The organism is Amycolatopsis decaplanina DSM 44594, assembly GCF_000342005.1.
GTDB classification, from domain to species: Bacteria; Actinomycetota; Actinomycetes; order Mycobacteriales; family Pseudonocardiaceae; genus Amycolatopsis; species Amycolatopsis decaplanina.
This window is the reverse complement of sequence record NZ_AOHO01000045.1, coordinates 20,112-39,961: the sequence shown is the minus strand read 5'-3', so window position 1 is coordinate 39,961 and position 19,850 is coordinate 20,112. Positions and strand designations below refer to the sequence as shown.

Here is a 19,850-nt window from a genome sequence, read left to right as displayed (position 1 = left end):
TCGTGGTGGCGGCTTCGTTCACGGAAGGATGTAGATCACCGCGAACAGACCCACCCACACGATGTCGACGAAGTGCCAGTAGTACGACACGACGATCGCCGAGGTGGCCTGGGCCGGGGTGAACTTGCTCAGCTTGGTGCGGATGAGCAGGTACACGAACGCGATGAGCCCGCCGATGACGTGCAGGCCGTGGAACCCGGTCGCGAGGAAGAAGACCGTGCCGAACGGGCCGGACGGGATCGTCATCCCCTCGTCGATCAGGTGGAGGTACTCGTAACCCTGGCCGCCGACGAAGATCGCGCCCATGATCAACGTGATGATGTACCAGCGTCGAAGGCCGAAGACGTCGCCCTTTTCGGCGGCGAACACGCCGAACTGGCAGGTGAACGAGGAGGCCACGAGGATCACCGTGAACGGGATCGCCAGGCCGACGTTCAACGCGAAGGGCTCACCGTGCAGCGGCGGCGGCCACTGGCCGGTCGCGTTCTGCGCCTTCACGGTGAAGAACATGGCGAACAGTCCGGCGAAGAACATCAGTTCGCTGGACAGCCACACGATGGTGCCGACACTGACCATGTTCGGCCGGTTCAGCGAGTGGACCCGCTGGCTGATGGTGGGAGCTGCCGTTGTCACGCGTCGCATTATGTCCTCTCATGCACGGGGCCCGCCGGGTGGGTCCACGGCGGGTCGCGTGCGTGTCGGGTCACATCTGAACGAAAGTGGGAACCGGGCTACTCATGGGTTTACTAGATCGGCTTCGTGACCTGGTCAGGAAGCCTGCCGTCCCGGGCTTGACGGTCGACACGCCCGGCGTGGAGATCGTCGTCGAGGCCTTCGATCCGGCAGAGGCGGATTCTTCGGCGTTGGCGAGATCACCCGCTTGGGTCGCCGAAGCGCCCGCGATCCTGCGCCATCACTTGAAGCTTCCGCCCGAAAAGGTGGCGGAGGCGACCTCGATCCTCGCTCAGGACGGCTGGGAGCTGCGAGAACAGGGTCCTGACGGCGATTTCGCCCTCGCGCACGCGGTGCGCGTCCAGACCCTCGACGCGCTGCACTGCGCGCAGGAACGGTCACGGATGGCGGGACTCGCGCAGCGGCTCGGCGGGGATTCGCTGGGCTGGGACGCGCTCCAGCCGTCGGGTGCGTCCACGTGATGTCGGTCATGGCGGATAACATCGCGGGGTCGACATGACTAGACGAGGCGGAGGCGCGCTCATGGGCGAGCAGGCGATGCGGATCCTGGTGTTCAGCCACAAGGCGGAGGTGCGCGAGGCGATCATCAACGCCGTCGGCCGCAGGCCCGCCGCCGACCTCGGCCGGGTGGACTACATCGAGGCGTCCGGCATCTCCGAGGTCCTCGTCGAGATGGACGCGGGCAACGTGGACCTGGCCATCCTCGACGGCGAGGCGCAGCCGACCGGCGGCATCGGGCTGACCCGTCAGCTGAAGAACGAGATCGAGGATTGCCCGCCGATCGTGGTTTCGGTCCGGCGCAAGGACGACCGCTGGCTCGCGACCTGGTCGCAGGCCGACGCGGTGCTGGTCCACCCGCTCGACCCGCTGACCGCCGCCGAGACCGTCGCCGACGTGCTGCGCGCCCGGCGGGTGCCGGCCGTGCACGGCTGAACCGATGAGCGCGGCCACCAAGTGGTTGCCATCGGAAGCCCTTCGGGGGTATTCGGCGGATCCAGGTTTCCGCTGGGCGTGCGGCCGCGAGGTCCTCGTACCGGCGCTGTACTCGGATCTCGCGGCCCGTGCGTCCAGCGGGAAGCTGGGCCGTCGAGATCCCCGGAGGACTTCCGATGGTGACCACTAAGACCTGGCCGTCCCTGCTCAACCAGCTCATCGCGCGCGCGGACCTGTCCGAGGAGGACACCGCGTGGGCGATGGACCAGATCATGAGCGGGGCGGCGACGCCCTCCCAGATCGCCGGGTTCGCCGTCGCGCTGCGCGCGAAGGGTGAGACACCGGCGGAGATCTCCGGCATGGCCGACGCCATGCTGGCGCACGCCAGACGGGTGACCATCGACAGGCCGTCGGTGGACATCGTCGGCACCGGCGGCGACCGGTCCAACTCGGTCAACATCTCCACCATGGCCACGGTGGTGACGGCCGCGGCCGGTGCCCCGGTGGCCAAGCACGGCAACCGGAGCGCGTCGTCGAAGTCCGGCGCGGCCGACGTGCTGGAGGAGCTGGGCGTCACCATCGACCTGCCGCCCGAGACGGTCCAGCGCAGCGTGAACGAACTGGGCATCGGCTTCTGCTTCGCGCCGAAGTTCCACCCCGCTCTGCGCCACGCCGGCCCGACACGCGGCGAACTCGGCGTGCCGACGACGTTCAACCTGCTGGGTCCGCTCACCAACCCCGCGCAACCACGCAGTTCGCTGATCGGCTGCGCGTACGAAGACAAGACGCGCGTGCTGGCCGAGGTGTTCGCACGGCGCGGGATGACCGTGCTGCTCGTGCGCGGCGACGACGGGCTGGACGAGATCACCACCACGACCACGAGTTCGGTGTGGGTGGTCTCCGATGGCGAGATCATCGAGCGGAGCTTCGATCCCGCGTCGCTGGACATCGCCAGGGCGACCGCGGAGGACCTGCGCGGCGGGGACGCCGCGCACAACGCCGGCGTGTTCCACCAGGTGATGGCCGGGAAGACCGGGCCGGTGCGGGACGCGGTGCTGCTCAACTCGGCGGCCGCGCTGGCGGCTTTCGCCGGGTTCTCCGGGTCGCTGGAAGACGATCTGGCGGCCGGGCTGGCGCGGGCCGCCTCGGCCATCGACTCGGGTGCGGCGGCCGACCTGCTGAACCGGTGGATCGCCTTCGCTTAGCACTGGCGACCAGCCCTACGAAGCCGTGCTGAACCGCGCCCGGTAAGCCGTAGGAGTCAGCCCCGTAGCCCGGCGAAGCCGGGTCCGCAGGTTCGCCGCGGTACCGAACCCCGAAGCCCGCGCCACCTGGTCGAGCCGCTGCTCACCGCGCTCGATCAGCCGGCACGCCAGCGCGATCCGTTCCGTCGTGAGCCACGCCAGCGGCGTGGTCCCCAGTTCGGCGCGGAACCGCCGGTGCAGCGTCGCCTGGCTGGCCGCCGCCCGCGCGGCGAGGTCGGCGACGGTGAGCGGGCGGTCCAACCGTTCACGCGCCCATGCGAGCACCGGCGCCAGCGAGGTGTCCGGAACCGGCGGCAGCGGGCGCTCGACGAACTGCCGTTGGCCGCCATCGCGGTGCCCGGCGAACACCAGCCGCCTGCTCACCGCGTTGGCGATCTCGGCGCCGTGGTCGCGGCTGATCAGGTGCAGCCCCAGATCGAGCGCCGCCGCGCTGCCGGCCGCGGTCAGGACGTCACCGTCGTCGACGAAGAGAACATCCGGCTCCAGCAGCACGCCGGGATACGACTCTCGGAAAAGCCCCGCCCATTTCCAGTGCGTCGTCGCGCGCCGTCCGTCCAGGACACCGGCCTGCGCGAGCGTGAAGGCACCGGTGCAGAAGCTCACCAGCCGCGCACCCCGCGCGGCCGCGGCGCGGATGGCCTCCAGCACCGGCTCCTTGGCCGGACGCTCCGGATCGGGCCGGTTGGGCACGATCACCGTGTCGGCGGCCTCCACGGCTTCGAGCCCGGCGACCCCGGTGAGGGTGAACATGCCCAGGTGCATGCGCACGGACGACTCGGCGGCACACAGTGTGAAGCCGTACCAAGGCCGATCGAGTTCCGGCCGCCGCAGTCCGAACAGCTCGGTCGCGACGCCCATTTCGAAGGGGTTGGACCCCTCGTCGACCAGGACGGCGACCTCGTGCGAGAAATCATGCGGCATATGCGATTCCTAGCACTCACGCCTCCCGTGGTCCAGCGGCCAGGATCGGATCATGAGCAAGCAGCCGATCGACCTGGAAACCGCGCTGGCCGCGTTCGACGAGATCTGGAGCCCGCGGATCGTCGCCCACGTCAACGACTACGACGTCCGTCTCGCCAAGGTCGCGGGCGAGCACGTCTGGCACGTCCACGAGAACACCGACGAGTTCTTCCTCGTCCTCGACGGCACCTTGGCCATCGCGTTGCGCGAGGACGGCGGCGAACGGGTCGTCACCCTGCCGCGCGGCTCGGTGTTCGTCGTCCCGCGCGGGACGTACCACAAACCGTCCTCAGTGGACGGTGCGTCGCTTCTGCTGTTCGAGCCGACCGGAACGCTCTCCGTCGGTGACGAGCACGACGAGGTCCCCGACCATGTCCAGGTCACCGTCGGGCAGGAAATCTCCCTCTAGCCAACGGAAAACGTCTTCCGGTAAGCGCTCGGGCTGGTCCCGCGCAGCTTGCCGAACTGGTGCCGCAGCGCCGCGGCGGAGGCGTATCCGCAGGCGACCGCGATGTCCTCGATGGACAGACGACCTTCCTCGAGCAGCGACTGCGCGCGGTCGAGGCGGCGTTCGGTGAGCCACCGGTGCGGCGTCGTACCGGTGGCCGCCGAGAACCGGCGCAGGAACGTGCGCTCCCCCAATCCGCTGCGCCGGGCGAGTTCCGCGACGGTGAACGGCCGGTCCAGTCGCCGCTCGATCCATTCGAGCGCCTCGGCGAGCACGGTGTCGTCCGGCGCGGCGGTCTCGGGCACCGGCGCCTGCACGAACTGCGCCTGCCCGCCGGCCCGGTGCGGGGCCGCGACCATCCGCCTGGCCAGCGTGGTGGCCGCGGCGACACCGCGCAGTTCCCGCACCAGATGCAGGCACAGGTCGACGGCGGCGACGGTGCCGGCGCTGGTGAGGACGCCGTCATCGTCGACGTACAACGCCTTCGGATCGACCTTCGCCGCCGGGAAGCGCGACCGGAACTCCTGCTCGTAGACCCAGTGGACGGTGCAGTCGCGCCCGTCGAGCAGCCCCGCGTAACCGAGCGAGAAGACGCCCGCGCAGAAGCCCGCGACCCAGGCGCCCCGGCTCGCCGCGTCACGCAGGACCTCGAGCACCGGTTCCGGCGGGCTCGCACTGCGCGGCGCGCAGGTCGGGACGATCAGCAGGTCGGCGGACGCCGCGAAGTCCAGGCTCTCCAGGCCGTCGAGCCCGAATCCGGACCAGCTCAGGACGTTCTCGCCACCGGGTGAGCAGACCGCGAAGTCCCAGCCCTCGATGCCGTCGGCGCTGCGATCGGTGCCGAAGACCTCGCACGCGACGCCCAGCTCGAAAGGCGAGACCTGATCGGCGAGCACCACTGCGACCTTCTTCACGTCCATCCGGGCAGTGTGTCACAAGTTTTGCGGTCGATGTCATCTCTGACACTGGCCGGTCCGGCAGGCGAGGCAGAAAGTGGTCGCCATGAACAAGAACAACCCCCTGCTCCAGTGGACCGCCGCGATGGCACTCTCCGGCACCATCGGCGCCGTCGTCCTCGAAAGCGGTGCCGACGCGCCCGCCGTGGCGTTCGCGAGGAGCCTCGTCGGCGGCCTGCTGCTCCTGGTGTGGAGCGCGGCTCGCGGCTGGCTCCGCCCGTGGACACTCACCCGCCGCGACCTGCTGCTCGCCGTCCTCGGCGGGCTGTTCCTGGTCGGGAACTGGGTGCTGCTGTTCGCTTCGTACGCGCTGTCGTCGATCTCGGTCAGCACGGTCGTGTACCACACACAGCCACTGATGCTGGTCGGTCTCGCCGCCGCGTTCCTCGGTGAGAAGATGGCGAAGAGCCAGCTGGTCCGGGCGCTGATCGCGTTCGGCGGCGTGACGCTCATCTCACTGTCCGCGCACGGCGCCGACGGCAAGGCCGTGCGCCTGGAAGGCATCGCACTCGCCCTCGGCGCGGCCGCGCTCTACTCCGGCGCCTCGTTCGTCGCGAAGCAGCTCAAGCACCTGCGCCCGCACGTCCTGGCGGCCGTACAGCTGGTGACCGGCACGATCGTGCTCGCACCCGCCTTGCTCGTCACGCCGCTGCCCGCGGACACCTCAGGGCTGCTGTGGCTGGTTCTGCTCGGGACCGTGCACACCGCGCTGATGTACGTCCTGATGTACGCGAGCATCGGGAAGCTGCCGACCACGACGGTGGCGCTGCTGTCCTACGTCTATCCGGTGGTCGCGGTGGTGGTGGACGTCCTCGCCTACGGGCACCGGCCGACGTGGCCGGAGGGCCTGGGGATGCTGGCCGTCCTGGTGGCGGCGCTGGCCCCGAAGCGGGCAGCGGCCCCCGGAGCGGAGAAGGCGGCAGTGACCGTCCGCCCCAGCCTCGTGAGTGGTAAAGACGGTTAGAACCATCCTTACCACTCACGAGGGCCGGCACAGACGAAAGCGGCGCCCCACTCCGTTCCCGGAGCAAGGCGCCGCTTCGGCGTCAGAACGTCACTCGTGGTTCGGACCGGTGTGGTACTCGAACACCAGCCCGCCGATGGCGACGATGACCAGGCCCAGCGCGATGATGAGCAGCCAGACGTGGAAGAACGCGAGCGCGACACCGGTCAGCGCGGCGGCCGCCGCGAGACCGATCGGCCAGTAGCTGCCCGGGCTGAAGAAGCCCAGCTCACCGGCGCCATCGCTGATCTCGGCGTCTTCCCGGTCCTCCGGCCGCGGCTCGATGCGCCGCGCCACGAACTGCAGGTAGCTCCCGGCCAGGAAGGCCAGGCCACCGGTGAGGATCAGGGCCACCACACCGACCGGCTCGACGCCGTCCCGGGTCATCGTTCCGGTCATGTACGCGTAGATACCCGCCACGACGACGGAGAAGACCGCGACGAGGAAGAAAATCCGTCCTTCGACCTTCATGGACGTTGCCTCACTCCTGTTTCGGGCTCGAACAGCCGGGTCAGTTGGACGCGACCCGCGCGGTGCGGTCGGTGTTGAACGGGGTGGTGGTGACGGCGTAGGGCGCGCACAGCTCGCCGCAGTTCATCGCCGTCAGCGCCTCGGAAGCCGTGTTCGGCTTGCCGCTCTTCGGGTTCACCGTGCCACGGAGCTGGATGTACTGCGCGTACTTGTCCGGCGACAACGCCCTGACCTCGAAGTTCATCCCCGAGTGGTAGGTGCCGCACAGTTCGGCGCAGCGGCCGACGAACGAACCTTCCTTGTCGATCGAGTTCTGGAAGGTGAAGTCCTGGTTGTTCTTCTCCGGGTCCGGCATGACGTCCCGCTTGAAGTGGAACTCCGGCACCCAGAACGAGTGGATGACGTCGGCCGACCGCAGGTTGTACTGGATCGTCTTGTTCGTCGGCAGGACGAGCAGCGGGATCTCGGTCGAGCTGCCGACCGTGGTGATCTCGGGGTCGTCGTGGTTCTTGGAGTCGCTCTTGTACTTGAACTCCCAGTTCCACTGGAACGCGACGATGTCGACCGTGACGTCCGGGTTGTCCGTCTCGGCGAGCACGCGGTTCTCGGTGGTCGCGGTGAAGAAGAACAGCACGCAGACCATGATCGTCGGGACGACGACCGTGAAGATCTCCAGCGGGATGTTGTACTGGAACTGACGGGGCAGTTCCTCTTCCGCGCCGTCGGCGGTCTTCTTCTTGCGGTGGAAGATCGCGGTCCAGAAGATCAGCGCCCAGACGATGACACCGACGGCCAGCGCCGCGACGACCGTCCACGTCCACAGGGTGCGCATGTCGTGCGCCTGCGGGGTCACCCCGACCGGCCAGCCGAAGCGGAGGATCTCGTCCCCGGAACAGCCCGTCGCGGTCAGCATCACCAGCGCGGCGAGCGCTGCGACGCGACCAGCCCGCTTAACCGGGATGCGCTCTGGATTTCCCACTGCGCCTTGCCCTTTCACCCAGAGCCTCCTCGACCGATCTTTGTGACAGCCGGAGCCTAGCCGAGTTGCGGCGCCGCGCTGACTAAGGGGTAACCCCAACACGCGTATCCCCCACCACATCCGGGTGTACACACCCACCGGCATACTGGGCACTTCTCCCCGCTCGGCCAACAAGAGGTGTGTGAACTAGACGTGTGCGGCCTGCTTGGACTGATCTGTTCGACCGAAGCCGACGCTGCGAGCGCCCGTGACGCCGTCGACGCGGCCATGCGCTGCCAGCGGCACCGCGGCCCCGACGAGCACGACACCTGGGCCGACGCCGAGGTGGTCTACGGCTTCAACCGGCTGGCCTTCATCGACGTCGACCACGCCCACCAGCCGCTGGTGTGGGGCCCGCCGGAGGCGCCCGAGCGCTACACGCTGAACTTCAACGGCGAGATCTACAACTACAAAGAGCTGCGTGAGGAGCTGGCCGCCGAGCACGGTGCGAAATTCGCCACAGAGGGTGACGGCGAGGCGATCGTCGCGGCGTACCACTACCTCGGCGACGACGCGGTGAAGAAGCTGCGCGGCATGTTCGCCTTCATGATCTGGGACTCCCAGGAGAAGGTCGTCTTCGGCGCGCGCGACCCGTTCGGCATCAAGCCGCTGTTCTACTCCGCCGGTCCCGGCAAGGTCGCCTTCTCGAGCGAGAAGAAGAGCCTGCTGGAGCTCTCGGGCGTGCTCGGGGTCGAGGAGAAGCTGGACAAGACGGCCCTGCAGCACTACCTGGTGCTGCAGTACGTGCCGGAACCCGAGTCGATGCACACCGGAATCCGCCGCGTCGAGTCCGGCACGTCGTTCCGGGTGGTGCCCGGCGGTGACGTGCGGTTCACGCGCTACTTCCACCCGCAGTTCAACGCGAAGCCGGTGAACAGCCAGGCCGAGGCCGACGAGCTGTACGAGCGCATCGCCGATGTGATGCGCGACTCGGTCGGCAAGCACATGATCTCCGACCCGGACGTCACGGTCGGCGCGTTCCTCTCCGGCGGCATCGACTCCACGGCGACCGCGACGCTGGCCAAGGAGCACAACCCGAACCTGATCGCGTTCACCACCGGGTTCGAGCGCGAGGGCTACTCCGAGGTCGACGTCGCCGCCGAATCGGCCGCCGCGATCGGCGTGAAGCACGTGGTCCGCACCGTGTCGGCGGACGAGATGATGGAGGCTCTGCCGCTCATCGTCTGGTACCTCGACGACCCGGTGGCCGACCCGGCGCTCGTGCCGCTGTGGTTCATCGCCCGCGAAGCACGTAAGCACGTCAAGGCGGTGCTGTCCGGTGAAGGCGCCGACGAGCTCTTCTGCGGCTACACGATCTACAACGAGCCGATCTCGCTGGCGCCGTTCGAGAAGATCCCGGGCGGGATGCGGAAGATCATCGGCAAGGTCTCCACGAAGATCCCGGAGGGCACCCGGGGCAAGGACCTGCTGCGGCGCGGGGCGCTGCCGCTGGAGGACCGCTACTACGGCAACGCCCGCAACTTCCGCGACGACCAGCTCCGCAAGGTGCTGCGCACGTACGAGGACGGGATCGGCTTCAAGGACGTCACCGCTCCTTGGTACAAGATCTCGGAGAACTGGGACCCGGTCGCGCGGATGCAGCACGTCGACCTCTACACCTGGCTGCGCGGCGACATCCTGGTCAAGGCCGACAAGGTGACCATGGCGAACTCGCTGGAACTGCGGGTGCCGTTCCTCGACGCCGAGGTGTTCAAGGTCGCGTCGACCATCCCGCTCGACCAGAAGCTCGCGCACGGCACCACGAAGTACGCGCTGCGCCAGGCGCTGGCGAAGATCATCCCGGGACACGTGCTGAACCGGCGCAAGCTGGGCTTCCCGGTGCCGATCCGGCTGTGGCTGCGCAACGAGATGTACGACTGGGCCAAGGGCATCATCTCGGACTCGCGGACCGACGCGCTGCTCGACAAGAAGGCCGTCCTGGCGCTGCTCGAAGAGCACAAGGCCGGTCAGCTCGACCGCAGCCGTCAGCTGTGGGCGCTGCTGGTGTTCATGCTGTGGCACGGCATCTTCGTGGAGAACCGCATCAAGCCCGAGGTGCCGGAACCCGTCTACCCGGTGAAGCTCTAGTCACGACTCCCCATGCCGGCCTTCACCGTTCACCCGGTGAAGGCCAGCATGGAGGGATGGACTTCGTCCTCGTGCACGGCACGACGCAGAGCCCGGCGGGCTGGGGCCGGGTGGCCAAGTTGCTCACCGCCGCCGGGCACCGGCCGATCGCGGTGGACCTGCTGACTCCGGCGGGTCTGCAGTTCGAAGGCTACGTGCAGCACGCGCGAGACCAGTACGACGGCGAGCGGCCGGTGGTCGTGGCCCACTCCGGAGCCGGGGTCCTGCTTCCCGCGATCGCCGAAGCGCTCGACGCGCGGGCGATGGTGTGGGTCGCCGCCTACATTCCCGACTTCGCCGGTGGGCGAAGCCTGCGGGACGAGGCACCGGCCTTGCTCGAACCGGACTGGATCGGTGTGGACCCGGCAGCCGATCCCGCGAAGGCGTCGGAATTCCTCTTCCACGACTGCGATCCCGAGACCGAACGGCTGGCGCTGGACAGTCTGCGGCTGTTCGACCCCGCGGTGCTTGCGTCGCATCCGGCAGGAGCCGCGCCGGAGATCCCGTCGACGGTGATCGTTTCCACCCGCGACCGCACGCTTCGGCCGGACTGGATGCGCCGGGCCGCCCGGGAGCGGCTCGGCGTCACCGCGATCGAGATCGACGCCGGACACTGTCCGCACATGTCCCGGCCGGCCGAGATCTCCGGGATCCTGACCGGTTCACGGCGTTCTGCGTAAAAGTCCGTGAAGGCCTCCTTGAGGGACTCAGAGTCCCTCAAGGAGGCCTTCACGGACTTACCGGAGGCTCACGCGGGCAGAATCGCCGCGATCTCCTCGGCGGCCTCCGGGCCGAAGGCCTCCTTGAGACGGCCGAGGACGTCAGCGCGGTCGAAGGACCATTCCTGCGTGCCCACGGTCTCCAGGACCAGTACGGCGATCAGCGAGCCCAGCTGCGCCGAGCGCTCCAGGCCCAGCCCACCCTCGATACCGGCGATGAACCCGGCGCGGAAACCGTCGCCGACACCGGTCGGGTCGACCTTGCCGCGTTCCGGGACGGCGCCGATCTGCAGCGCGAGGCCGTCCTTGCCGATGATCTCGACGCCCTTCTCCCCGAGCGTGGTGATCCGCATGCCGACGCGCTCGAGGACCTCGGCCTCCGACCAGCCGGTCTTCTGCAGCAGCAGTTCCCATTCGTAGTCGTTGCTGAACAGATACTTCGCGCCCTCGATGAAGGCACGCACCTGCGCGCCGTCCATCCTGGCCAGCTGCTGTGAGGGGTCGACGGCGAAGGTGTAGCCGCGCTGGCGGCACTCCTCGGCATGCCGGACCATGCCTTCGGGGTCGTCCGGGCTGATCAGCACGAGCGACAGCTCACCGGCGTGCGCGGCGACCGGCGCGAGTTCGATGTTGCGGGATTCGGCCATCGCGCCGGCGTAGAAGGTGGCGATCTGGCAGAGGTCCTCGTCGGTGGTACAGACGAAGCGGGCGGTGTGCGCGATCTCGGAAACCAGCACACCGGCGGTGTCGACGCCGTGCCGCTCGAGCCATGAGCGGTAGTCGGCGAAGTCGGAGCCCACCGCGCCGACCAGGATCGGGCGCTTGCCCAGCACACCGAGGCCGAAGGCGATGTTCGCGCCGATCCCGCCCCGCCGGACGACGAGATCGTCGGCCAGGAAGCTCAGGGACACCCGGTGCAGCTGCTCGGCGATGAGCTGCTCGGCGAACCTTCCCGGGAAGTGCATGAGGTGGTCGGTTGCGATACTGCCGGATACTGCGATCCTGGCGCTGTCTGCCACCGGTTCTCCTTGATCGGTCGGCCCCGCCGAGGCGAGGACGGCTAAGTTACCCGCAGGTCATGCCCCATATGGGTTGCTTCAGGCACGGCCATCAACACTACCGGTTGGTAGTGGTGTCCTACTCCAACCTCGGTCATTAGCTTGTCGTTCGTGACCACTTCCGCGTATCACCTCGAACCGGAATCGATCGGCGAGCTCATCGCCGACTGTGCCGGTATCCCGTCGTCCCTCCAGGCCGAGAACCTGCCGCTGCCCCGGCAGATCGCTCCACCCTGGACCGTGGACGAGCACTGTCTCGCACAGGTCGCCGATCTGGACGCCTACGTCTGATCCCGTCCCGGCATGGAGAAGGGCCGCGACCTGTGAGGTTCGCGGCCCTTCTTCATGCCTCGACGCGGATCAGTGGAAGCTGTCGCCGCAGGCGCAGCTGCCGGTCGCGTTGGGGTTGTCGATCGTGAAGCCCTGCTTCTCGATCGAGTCGACGAAGTCGATCACGGCGCTCGACACGTACGGCGCGCTCATCCGGTCGACGGCCACGCGGAGCCCGTCGAAGTCACGGAACAGGTCGCCGTCGAGCGTGCGCTCGTCGAAGAACAGCTGGTAGCGCAGGCCAGCGCACCCACCGGGCTGGACGGCGATGCGCAGGTGCATGTCGTCACGGCCCTCCTGCTCGAGCAGGGCCTTCGCCTTGGCGGCGGCGGCGTCGGTCAACGTGACGCCGTGGGTCTCCTCGGCGGTTTCGGCCTGAGCTGCGGCTGCCTGCTCAGCGGTCGTCATGGTTCTCCCTCTGGTCGAACTCGCTGCGGGTACTCGTCTTGCATATGGTCCAACACGTCGGAGTCCCGATCTGTTCCCCTCCATGGTGACATATCGCTCGGCCTGGTGCGTGGCACCGTGACGCCTGCAACTACCCTGGTGAGGTGAGGTTCCTGCGCCGTAGCACCACAGACTCCGCCACGACGGACACCGAGACGCCCGACACCCAGGCCGTCGAGGTCCAGGCCAAGGCGTATACGCCGGGGAAGGGCAAGGCCACGCCGAAGCGGCGTGAGGCCGAGGCCAAGCGCCGCGGCCCGGTGGCGCCCCCGCCGACCACCATGCGTGAGGCGATGAAGCGCAACAAGGAGCTCCGCAAGTCCGCGAAGGCCGACCCGGAGTACAAGCAGAAGCAGCGCAACGCCGCCAAGGAACGCCGTGAGCGGATGATGGCGGGCGAGGACAAGTACCTGCTCCCCCGTGACCGCGGCCCGGTCAAGGCCTACATCCGCGACCTGGTCGACTCGCGGCGCAACCTGCTCGGCCTGTTCATGCCGCTGGCGATCCTGGTGTTCGTCGCGCTGATCCTGCCGTACCCGGAGGTCCAGCGGTACGCGACGCTGCTGTGCACCGTGATGCTGCTCGGCATGATCGTCGAGGGTGTGCTCAGCGGCCGCCGGATCGCGAAGATGGTCCGCCTGAAGTTCCCGAACGAGACGATCAAGGGCACCTCCGTCGGCTGGTACTCCTTCATCCGGGCGAGCCAGATCCGCAAACTGCGGGTCCCCAAGCCGCGGGTCAGCCCCGGCGACAAGGTCTGAGCAGGCGAAACCCAGGTCGTTAGCCAGCCTAACGGTCTGGGGTAGAGTCGCGCCCATGGAGTTTCGACGACTGGGCCGCAGCGGCCTCAATGTCAGTGAGATCTCGTACGGCAACTGGCTCACCCACGGGTCCCAGGTGGAAGAGGACCAGGCCCAGGCCTGCATCAAGGCGGCGCTCGACGCCGGCATCACCACGTTCGACACCGCCGACGTCTACGCGAACACGGCCGCCGAATCGGTGCTCGGCCGCGGCCTGAAGGGCCTGCGCCGCGAAAGCCTGGAGATCTTCACCAAGGTCTACTGGCCGACCGGCCCCAAGGGGCCCAACGACCAGGGCCTCGGCCGCAAGCACATCATGGAGTCGGCGAACGCTTCGCTGAAGCGGCTCGGCACCGACTACGTCGACCTCTACCAGGCGCACCGGTTCGACCGGACCGTCCCGCTCGAAGAGACGTTCCTCGCCTTCGCCGACCTCGTCCGCCAGGGCAAGGTGCTCTACGTCGGCGTCTCCGAGTGGACCGCCGAGCAGATCACGCAGGGCGCGGCGATCGCACGCGAGCTGAAGGTGCCCCTCATCTCGAACCAGCCGCAGTACAACGCGCTGTGGCGGGTCATCGAGGCTCAGGTCATCCCGGCTTCCGAACGCGAGGGGCTCAGCCAGATCGTCTGGTCGCCGATCGCGCAGGGCGTGCTGACCGGGAAGTATCAGCCCGGTCAGCCGCTTCCCGAGGGCTCCCGCGCGACCGACGAGAAGGGCGGCGCCAACATGGTCGCCCGCTTCCTCAACGACGACGTCCTCGAGCGCGTCCAGCGGCTGCGGCCGATCGCGGACAAGGCGGGCCTGACGATGGCCCAGCTGTCCGTGGCGTGGGTGCTGCAGAACCCGAACGTCGCCTCGGCGATCATCGGCGCCTCGCGGCCGGAGCAGGTGCACGAGAACGTAAAGGCGGCCGGCGTGAAGCTGGACGCGGATCTGCTCGCCGCGATCGACGAGGCCCTCGACGGCGTCGCCGAGACCGACCCCACTCTCACCCGCTCCCCCTGATCCCTCGCAAGTAGGTGACTAATCGCGGGCGCTTTTCCCGCAATTAGTCACCTACTTGCGTCAGTCTCCGTGCAGACGGGACTGGTACGCGATCTGACCGTCGAGGTCGAGGGCGTCACCAGGGGCGCGCAAGGGATCGATTCCCAAGCCCCGCAACAACCTGCTCGCGCCGGCGACCCGGTCACCGGTCCGGCCGTCGAGCCGCTCCGGCCGGTGGCCCCGCTGGATCAGCAGGCCCTCGACGTCGTCGATCAGCCGGTACGGGTCGTAGACCTGCTGTTCAGGCATGCCCACCGCCGGGAACCCAGGTCTTCCCGGTGATCCTCTCGTAAACCTCGGTGTAGCGCTTGCGGGTCGCCTCGACGATCTCGTCCGGGATGGCCGGGCCGGGCGGCGTCTTGTCCCAGCCGGTGGTCGTGGACCAGTCGCGGACGAACTGCTTGTCGAACGCGTGCTGCGTCCGGCCCGGCTCGTACTCGTCGGCGGGCCAGAAACGCGACGAGTCCGACGTGAGGACCTCGTCCCCGAGCGTCAGCACACCGTCGGCGTCGAAACCGAATTCGAGCTTGGTGTCGGCGATGATGATGCCGTTCTTCGCCGCGTGCTCCGCGCCCTTGGTATAGACCTCCAGTGTCAGGTCACGGATGCGGTCCGCGGTCTCCTGGCCGATCTCGTTCACGACGTCGGCGAAGGTCATGAACTCGTCGTGGCCGGTGTCGGAGATCTTCGTGGTGGGCGTGAAGATCGGCTCGGGCAGCTTGTCGGCCTCGACGAGACCGGCGGGCAGTTCGACACCGGAGACCTTGCCGTCGCGCCGGTACTCGCGCATTCCGAGACCGGTGAGATATCCGCGCGCGATGCACTCGACCTGGATCATCTTCAGCGGCTTGCAGCGCATGGCGCGGCCCGCGAATTCGGCGGGGACGTCCGTCGTGGAAACGACGTGGTTCGGCACCACGTCGGCCATCTTTTCGAACCACCAGGCGGAAAGCTGGTTCAGCAGCGCGCCCTTGTCCGGGATCGGGGTCGGCAGCGAGACGTCGTAGACCGAAACGCGATCCGACGCGACGAGCAGAATGTCGCCGTCGATTTCGTAAAGGTCCCGGACCTTACCCGCGTGAATGTGCTTCATTCCCCGTCCTCGATGTTGTATTCGTAGAAAATCCAGTGGTCCGGCAAGGCCGCCGATTCGCCGTACTCGAGTACGTCACCCTCGGCGGACAAGAACCTGTTGCGACTCAACAGAATCGCCGAACCTTCGGCCACGCCGAGTTCCGTCGCCTCCTCGGCACCCGCCAGCCCCGCGGCGTGCTGAGAATGAGTCGAGGTCAGAACCCGGTCTGTCCGGTCCGCCACGTATTTGACCGTGCCTTCGACGATCCGCACCGGCTCGAACAGCAAAGGAGCTTTCGACGCGACAGCGCCGTCGAACCACGAGACCGATGTCGACACCGGTCGGCCTTCGCTCGCGTACGTGGTCCGTCGCCGCCGGATCACCGGGGCGCCTTCATCGATTCCGAGCGCGCCCGCCACCCTGTCCGGCGCCGGCATGAGGCCGGCTTCGCGGATTTTCGCGTAGTGGCCCGGCGGATAGACCTTGCCGGTTCGCGCGATCGAGATCGTCCGATCGTGCGCGGAGCGGTGCAGCGACCTGGTCTGCACCACTGTCCCGACCCCGCGTACCGCGCGGACCAGACCTTCGGCGCGAAGCGTCGACAGCACCTTCATCGCCGTCGCCATCGCGACGTTCCAGTTCCTGGCGATCTCACGCGCGGACGGGACCGTGTCGCCTTCCTTGAGCTTGCCCGAAACGATGTCGTCGCGAATGTTCCCCGCGATCTGGAGATACGGCGGTTCGGGTCGATCGACGGCGGGCAAGGTGACTCCTCACAAGGTCGCGCGGTGCGCACAAGCGTTCTAGCACACCAATGGGCGAGCACCAAGGATCCTGCTCACACACCATTATTACGTACTAGTACACATTCTGGACTGTGCTCTAGTACACCTGTTACTCTCCGCAGAGTTCCCGAAACCCGTTGGGGGGCTCGATGAACCATCTGAGCATCGACGAACTGCTCGAAGAGCTTCGAAGACGCCGGTGGGTCGTCTACATCTTCGGCCCTCGGGAGGAACCGGAGGTCTGGGCCGCGGTGTTCCAGTGGGACACCTGCGCCGACGTCCTCATCCTCCGCGGCGAGGAACGGGCGAGCGCCTTCCGCGTCGCCACGGCCGCCGACACGGATGTCTTCCGGCCGGCACTCGTCTCGTGGCAGTACCACTCCACGGCCGACTGGACCCTGCGCGCCGTGCTCACCATCCCGGCTCCCGGCGAGTCCGCCGCGCCGATCCAGCTGCTGCAACCACATCCGGACTGCGTGATCCCGATGGAAGCGCGCCGTCCGGTCACCATCCTGCCCGCCATACCGGCCAAGGCCGACCAGGGAGATCCCTAACCTCGGCCGATCACCTGCTCGGCGACAACGAGGTCGTGCGGGTAGGTGATCTTGAGGTTCTCCGCGCTGCCCGGAACCCACCGCACCGGCAGCGCGGAGAACCTTTCCATGCACGAAGACGTGTCCGTGCCGACGAAACCCTCACGCTCGGCCGTTTCGTACGCCTCCAGCAACGGGGCGGCGCGGAAACCCTGCGGTGTCTGCACCCTGATCGCACCGGGCAGCGCGCCGGAAACGGTGTCGCCGTCGACACGCACGATGTCGTCGGCCGCGACCCCGGGCACCGCTCCCCCGTGGCGCCGTGTGTCGGCGAGGACGTCCGCGATCAGTTCCGGCGTGACGAGCGGACGGGCCGCGTCGTGCAGCAGTACCGCGTCGATCTCGCCGCTCTTGATGCGGGAAGCCAAGTGGCGCAAGGCGTTCAGCTCCGAACCCTGGCGCGTCGCGCCGCCGTGGACGAGTTCGACCTCGCCCGGCCGCGCGGCGAGCACCTCCCGCGCGAGTTCGGTGTCCTGCGGCCGGATGACCAGCACGAGCACGTCGATTCCGGGCACCCGGGCGAAGGCGTCGAGCGACCACGCGACGACCCGTTTGCCCGCCACCGGCAGGTAGACCTTGTTGAGCTTGGCGCCGACCCGGGTACCCGCTCCGCTCGCGAGCACCACCCCGGCGGCCTTCGTCTGAGCCACAGGCAACTCTGGCACAGGCGGGTGGGTAGGTTGGGCCCGGCCACCAAAGTGATCCGAAGGGGCAAGGCGTTGGACGACGAAATCCTCGAGTTCGCCGAAGTCGAGCAGCCTGATGAACACGCGCGTTCGGCGGCGATCGCCCTGCACTCGAAACTGATCAAACCGGCCGGTTCGCTGGGCAGGCTCGAAGAACTGGGTGTGTGGGTCGCGGCCTGCCAGGGCCAGTCGCCGCCGCGTCCGTTCACGCGGCCTCGGGTCGTGGTGTTCGCCGGGGACCACGGCGTCGCCGCGAAGGGCGTCTCGGCGTACCCGGGCGAAGTCACCGCGCAACTCGTCGGCAGCATGCTGACCGGTGGCGCGGCCATCAACGTCCTGGCGGCTTCGGCGGGCGCGAGCGTCCGGGTCGTCGACATGGCCGTCGACAGCGACGCCCCCGCGACGCGGTCGATCGGCGAGTTCAAGGTGCGGCGCGGGTCCGGCTCCATCGACGTCGAGGACGCGCTGACCGACGACGAGGCGCGCGCCGCCGTCCGCGCGGGCCGGGCGATCGCCGACGCCGAGGTCGACGGCGGGGCCGACCTGCTCATCGCGGGCGACCTCGGGATCGGGAACAGCACCCCGGCCTCGGTCCTGGTCGCGGCGCTGACCGGCAGCGAACCGGTGGCCGTCGTCGGCCGCGGTTCGGGGATCGACGACAACGCCTGGATGCGCAAGGCCGCGGCGGTCCGCGACGCGCTGCGTCGGGCGAGGACCGTGCTGGCCGACCCGGTCGCGCTGCTGCGCACCGCCGCCGGCGCCGACATCGCCGCGATGGCGGGCTTCCTCGCGCAGGCCTCGCTCCGGAAGACGCCGGTGATCCTGGACGGCCTGGTCGCCTCAGCGGCCGCGCTGGTCGCCGAGGAACTCGTGCCGGGCGCGCGGCAGTGGTGGACCGCCGGCCAGCGCGGCGGCGAACCCGCGCACGCGCTGGCGCTGGAGCACCTCGACCTGGAGCCGATCCTGGATCTGGACGTGCGCCTCGGTGAGGGGACGGGCGCGGTCGCCGCGCTGCCGCTGGTGTTCATGGCGACGCGGGTGCTCGCGGAGATGGCCACGCACGAGCAGGCCGGGGTGAGCGGGCCACTGATCGAGGCACCCCCTTCCTGACCCCACCGCATTTAGTCTTCTAAATGCGGAAGTCCGTGAAGGCCTCCTTGAGGGACTCTGGGTCCCTCAAGGAGGCCTTCACGGACTTGTCGGACTTTCCGGGCCGAAGGCTCAGCCCAGCGGGTACATCCAACCTTCCGGAGCGGGCCTGGTGCCTTCCTGGATCCCGGTCAGCGCCTCGCGCAGCTTCATCGTCAGCTCACCCGGCCGCCCGCCCGCGACGGAGAATTCGCCACCCGCGTGCTTCACGTGCCCGACCGGCGTGATGACCGCCGCGGTCCCGCAGGCGAACACCTCGGTCAGTTCGCCGGAAGCCGCCGCCTTCTCCCACTCGTCGGTGGAGATGCGCCGCTCCTCGACCTGGTGCCCGAAGGACTTCGCCAGCTCCAGCAGCGACTTGCGGGTCACGCCCGGCAGCAGCGAACCGGTCAGTTCCGGGGTCACGACGCGGGCCTCGTCACCGGAGCCGAAGACGAAGAACAGGTTCATCCCGCCCATCTCCTCGACCCAGCGCCGCTCGACCGCGTCGAGCCACACGACCTGGTCGCAGCCCTTCTCCACGGCCTGCGCCTGCGCGACGAAGGACGCCGCGTAGTTGCCCGCGCACTTCGCCTCGCCGGTGCCGCCGGGGACGGCGCGCACGTACTCGGTCGAGAGCCACACGCTCACCGGCTTGACGCCGCCGGAGAAGTACGAGCCGGCGGGCGAGCCGATCAGCGCGTAGAGGTACTCGTTCGCGGGCCGGTTGACGCCGAGCCCGGCTTCGGTGGAGATCATGAACGGCCGCAGGTACAGCGACTCGCCCGGCTTCGTCGGGACCCAACGGCTGTCGACCGCGAGGAGCTCGCGGATCGAGTCGAGGAAGACCTCGACCGGCAGCTGCGGCATGGCGAGGCGCTCGGCCGAGTTGCGGAACCGGATCGCGTTCGCGTCGGGCCGGAACGCCGCGATCGTGCCGTCGGGCTGGCGGTAGGCTTTGAGGCCCTCGAAGATCGCCTGGCCGTAGTGCAGCACGGAAGTCGCCGGGTCGAGCGTCAACGGCGCGTACGGCCCGACGGTCGCGTCGTGCCAGCCCTTCTCGGCGCTCCACTTCACGGTCACCATGTGATCGGTGAAGTGCAGCCCGAAACCGGGTGCGGCCAATACGTCCGCGACGCGTTCCGGGCTCGCGGGGCTCGGGTGCGGGAGATGGGTGAACTGCGTCGAGGTCGTCATGGTTAGACGATAACGCTTGGTCGGACCCACGTTAGTCGGACGTCCGCATATCTTTACCGCCTTCGAACTGTCCGTTGCGACGAACACGAGAGACCTCGCGCCCCTAGGATGGC

At 68.4% G+C, this 19,850-nt stretch carries 24 protein-coding genes; 12 read left to right on the top strand and 12 right to left on the bottom strand.

Annotation, left to right across the window (positions count from 1 at the left end; all coding sequences use genetic code 11):
- Positions 1–18: 18 nt before the first annotated feature.
- Complete coding sequence (gene ctaE, locus H074_RS09850; protein WP_083920396.1) at positions 19–642, bottom strand: aa3-type cytochrome oxidase subunit III; 624 nt, start codon at positions 640–642, stop codon at positions 19–21.
- Positions 643–737: 95 nt separating this feature from the next.
- On the opposite strand from ctaE, the gene H074_RS09845 reads away from it, so the two are divergent.
- From H074_RS09845 to trpD, 3 genes are all read left to right on the top strand, one after another.
- Entirely contained in the window at positions 738–1,154 is a 417-nt protein-coding gene (locus H074_RS09845; protein ID WP_039922003.1) for a hypothetical protein, read from the top strand.
- Between the two features lie 61 nt (positions 1,155–1,215).
- The gene (locus tag H074_RS09840; protein ID WP_007029873.1) at positions 1,216–1,626 is read left to right on the top strand and encodes a hypothetical protein; all 411 of its coding nucleotides are present in this window, start codon (positions 1,216–1,218) and stop codon (positions 1,624–1,626) included.
- Positions 1,627–1,802: 176 nt separating this feature from the next.
- Positions 1,803–2,831, top strand: coding sequence for an anthranilate phosphoribosyltransferase (gene trpD / locus H074_RS09835; protein ID WP_007029872.1), 1,029 nt, complete (start codon positions 1,803–1,805; stop codon positions 2,829–2,831).
- A 15-nt stretch (positions 2,832–2,846) separates the two neighbouring features.
- Here the strand turns inward: trpD and H074_RS09830 are convergent, their stop codons facing one another.
- Positions 2,847–3,812 carry a helix-turn-helix domain-containing protein gene (locus H074_RS09830; protein WP_007029871.1) on the bottom strand — a complete coding sequence of 322 codons (966 nt, stop codon included), beginning with the start codon at positions 3,810–3,812 and terminating at the stop codon, positions 2,847–2,849.
- Between the two features lie 52 nt (positions 3,813–3,864).
- On the opposite strand from H074_RS09830, the gene H074_RS09825 reads away from it, so the two are divergent.
- Positions 3,865–4,260 carry a cupin domain-containing protein gene (locus tag H074_RS09825; protein WP_007029870.1) on the top strand — a complete coding sequence of 132 codons (396 nt, stop codon included), beginning with the start codon at positions 3,865–3,867 and terminating at the stop codon, positions 4,258–4,260.
- Here the strand turns inward: H074_RS09825 and H074_RS09820 are convergent.
- Positions 4,257–5,219 carry a GlxA family transcriptional regulator gene (locus tag H074_RS09820; RefSeq protein WP_007029869.1) on the bottom strand — a complete coding sequence of 321 codons (963 nt, stop codon included), beginning with the start codon at positions 5,217–5,219 and terminating at the stop codon, positions 4,257–4,259. The two genes, H074_RS09825 and H074_RS09820, sit on opposite strands and share 4 nt — an antisense overlap.
- A gap of 82 nt (positions 5,220–5,301) precedes the next feature.
- Here H074_RS09820 and H074_RS09815 point away from each other — a divergent pair, with 82 nt between their 5' ends.
- Positions 5,302–6,219: a DMT family transporter gene (locus tag H074_RS09815; protein ID WP_007029868.1), complete on the top strand. Its 918-nt coding sequence runs from the start codon at positions 5,302–5,304 to the stop codon at positions 6,217–6,219.
- 90 nt (positions 6,220–6,309) lie between these two features.
- Here the strand turns inward: H074_RS09815 and H074_RS09810 are convergent, their stop codons facing one another.
- Together H074_RS09810 and ctaC are read right to left on the bottom strand one after the other, a co-directional pair.
- Complete coding sequence (locus H074_RS09810) at positions 6,310–6,729, bottom strand: cytochrome c oxidase subunit 4 (RefSeq protein WP_007029867.1); 420 nt, start codon at positions 6,727–6,729, stop codon at positions 6,310–6,312.
- Positions 6,730–6,769: 40 nt separating this feature from the next.
- Entirely contained in the window at positions 6,770–7,708 is a 939-nt protein-coding gene (ctaC, locus tag H074_RS09805; RefSeq protein WP_039921999.1) for an aa3-type cytochrome oxidase subunit II, read from the bottom strand.
- 192 nt (positions 7,709–7,900) lie between these two features.
- Here ctaC and asnB point away from each other — a divergent pair, with 192 nt between their 5' ends.
- Together asnB and H074_RS09795 are read left to right on the top strand one after the other, a co-directional pair.
- The gene (gene asnB / locus H074_RS09800) at positions 7,901–9,835 is read left to right on the top strand and encodes an asparagine synthase (glutamine-hydrolyzing) (protein ID WP_007029865.1); all 1,935 of its coding nucleotides are present in this window, start codon (positions 7,901–7,903) and stop codon (positions 9,833–9,835) included.
- A 56-nt stretch (positions 9,836–9,891) separates the two neighbouring features.
- Positions 9,892–10,554 carry an alpha/beta fold hydrolase gene (locus H074_RS09795; protein ID WP_007029864.1) on the top strand — a complete coding sequence of 221 codons (663 nt, stop codon included), beginning with the start codon at positions 9,892–9,894 and terminating at the stop codon, positions 10,552–10,554.
- A gap of 68 nt (positions 10,555–10,622) precedes the next feature.
- Here the strand turns inward: H074_RS09795 and H074_RS09790 are convergent, their stop codons facing one another.
- The gene (locus H074_RS09790; RefSeq protein ID WP_085940913.1) at positions 10,623–11,612 is read right to left on the bottom strand and encodes a carbohydrate kinase family protein; all 990 of its coding nucleotides are present in this window, start codon (positions 11,610–11,612) and stop codon (positions 10,623–10,625) included.
- A gap of 141 nt (positions 11,613–11,753) precedes the next feature.
- Here H074_RS09790 and H074_RS09785 point away from each other — a divergent pair, with 141 nt between their 5' ends.
- Complete coding sequence (locus tag H074_RS09785) at positions 11,754–11,942, top strand: hypothetical protein (protein WP_007029862.1); 189 nt, start codon at positions 11,754–11,756, stop codon at positions 11,940–11,942.
- A gap of 69 nt (positions 11,943–12,011) precedes the next feature.
- Here the strand turns inward: H074_RS09785 and H074_RS09780 are convergent, their stop codons facing one another.
- Positions 12,012–12,389, bottom strand: coding sequence for a HesB/IscA family protein (locus H074_RS09780; protein ID WP_007029861.1), 378 nt, complete (start codon positions 12,387–12,389; stop codon positions 12,012–12,014).
- Positions 12,390–12,532: 143 nt separating this feature from the next.
- Here H074_RS09780 and H074_RS09775 point away from each other — a divergent pair, with 143 nt between their 5' ends.
- Entirely contained in the window at positions 12,533–13,189 is a 657-nt protein-coding gene (locus tag H074_RS09775; RefSeq protein WP_007029860.1) for a DUF3043 domain-containing protein, read from the top strand.
- Positions 13,190–13,244: 55 nt separating this feature from the next.
- Positions 13,245–14,234 (top strand): aldo/keto reductase family protein, encoded by a 990-nt coding sequence (locus tag H074_RS09770; RefSeq protein WP_007029859.1) that lies wholly within the window; start codon positions 13,245–13,247, stop codon positions 14,232–14,234.
- Between the two features lie 60 nt (positions 14,235–14,294).
- On the opposite strand, the gene H074_RS09765 is transcribed toward H074_RS09770, so the two are convergent.
- Genes H074_RS09765 through H074_RS09755 form a run of 3 tightly spaced genes read right to left on the bottom strand, consistent with a single transcriptional unit; the run spans position 14,295 to position 16,112 of the window.
- Positions 14,295–14,522 carry a hypothetical protein gene (locus H074_RS09765; protein ID WP_039922099.1) on the bottom strand — a complete coding sequence of 76 codons (228 nt, stop codon included), beginning with the start codon at positions 14,520–14,522 and terminating at the stop codon, positions 14,295–14,297.
- Positions 14,515–15,366, bottom strand: a complete 852-nt coding sequence (locus tag H074_RS09760; protein ID WP_007029857.1) for a phosphoribosylaminoimidazolesuccinocarboxamide synthase — start codon at positions 15,364–15,366, stop codon at positions 14,515–14,517. The genes H074_RS09765 and H074_RS09760 overlap by 8 nt, the downstream gene beginning before the upstream one ends.
- The gene (locus tag H074_RS09755; RefSeq protein ID WP_007029856.1) at positions 15,363–16,112 is read right to left on the bottom strand and encodes a GntR family transcriptional regulator; all 750 of its coding nucleotides are present in this window, start codon (positions 16,110–16,112) and stop codon (positions 15,363–15,365) included. Before H074_RS09755 ends, H074_RS09760 begins: the two co-directional genes overlap by 4 nt.
- A gap of 170 nt (positions 16,113–16,282) precedes the next feature.
- Between H074_RS09755 and H074_RS09750 the strand changes: the two genes are divergently transcribed.
- A complete protein-coding gene (locus tag H074_RS09750) occupies positions 16,283–16,687 on the top strand; it encodes a hypothetical protein (RefSeq protein ID WP_007029855.1) in 405 nt (134 codons plus the stop codon).
- On the opposite strand, the gene H074_RS09745 is transcribed toward H074_RS09750, so the two are convergent.
- Positions 16,684–17,352 carry an IspD/TarI family cytidylyltransferase gene (locus tag H074_RS09745; protein ID WP_007029854.1) on the bottom strand — a complete coding sequence of 223 codons (669 nt, stop codon included), beginning with the start codon at positions 17,350–17,352 and terminating at the stop codon, positions 16,684–16,686. The two genes, H074_RS09750 and H074_RS09745, sit on opposite strands and share 4 nt — an antisense overlap.
- A gap of 93 nt (positions 17,353–17,445) precedes the next feature.
- On the opposite strand from H074_RS09745, the gene cobT reads away from it, so the two are divergent.
- A complete protein-coding gene (cobT, locus tag H074_RS09740; RefSeq protein WP_039921995.1) occupies positions 17,446–18,522 on the top strand; it encodes a nicotinate-nucleotide--dimethylbenzimidazole phosphoribosyltransferase in 1,077 nt (358 codons plus the stop codon).
- A gap of 111 nt (positions 18,523–18,633) precedes the next feature.
- Here cobT and H074_RS09735 read toward each other — a convergent pair whose 3' ends face one another.
- Positions 18,634–19,737 (bottom strand): branched-chain amino acid aminotransferase, encoded by a 1,104-nt coding sequence (locus H074_RS09735; protein WP_007029852.1) that lies wholly within the window; start codon positions 19,735–19,737, stop codon positions 18,634–18,636.
- Between the last annotated feature and the right edge of the window lie 113 nt (positions 19,738–19,850).